The following is a 236-nucleotide window of genomic DNA, read 5'->3' on the forward strand; positions in this document are numbered from 1 at the left end:
TGACCTGCGGGGGATCGCCCGTGCCCGTGAAGGACCTGAACCCGCTGCCGGCGGTGGCATTGCTGGCACGGGTCGGCCCGGAGCGTGAGCGCCTGCGCGAAGCGCTGGCCCAGGCCGGTGAGACCGTGGTGCTGGAAGAGGATCCCAACAGCGTGGATATGGAAACGCTGGGCGGCGCGGACGCCGGCGCGGTGCTGATCGGGCTGGTACCGGCCATCGAGGATGCGCTTGAACGC

1 pseudogene is annotated in these 236 nt (G+C 70.8%); it reads left to right on the plus strand.

Features of this window, described 5'->3' with window-relative positions:
- Positions 1–20: 20 nt before the first annotated feature.
- A pseudogene (locus ACQG3P_RS23695) lies at positions 21–236 on the plus strand (chemotaxis protein CheB); the annotation flags it as partial.

It is taken from the genome of Stenotrophomonas sp. SrG (assembly GCF_050031795.1).
Classification (GTDB): domain Bacteria; phylum Pseudomonadota; class Gammaproteobacteria; order Xanthomonadales; family Xanthomonadaceae; genus Stenotrophomonas; species Stenotrophomonas rhizophila_A.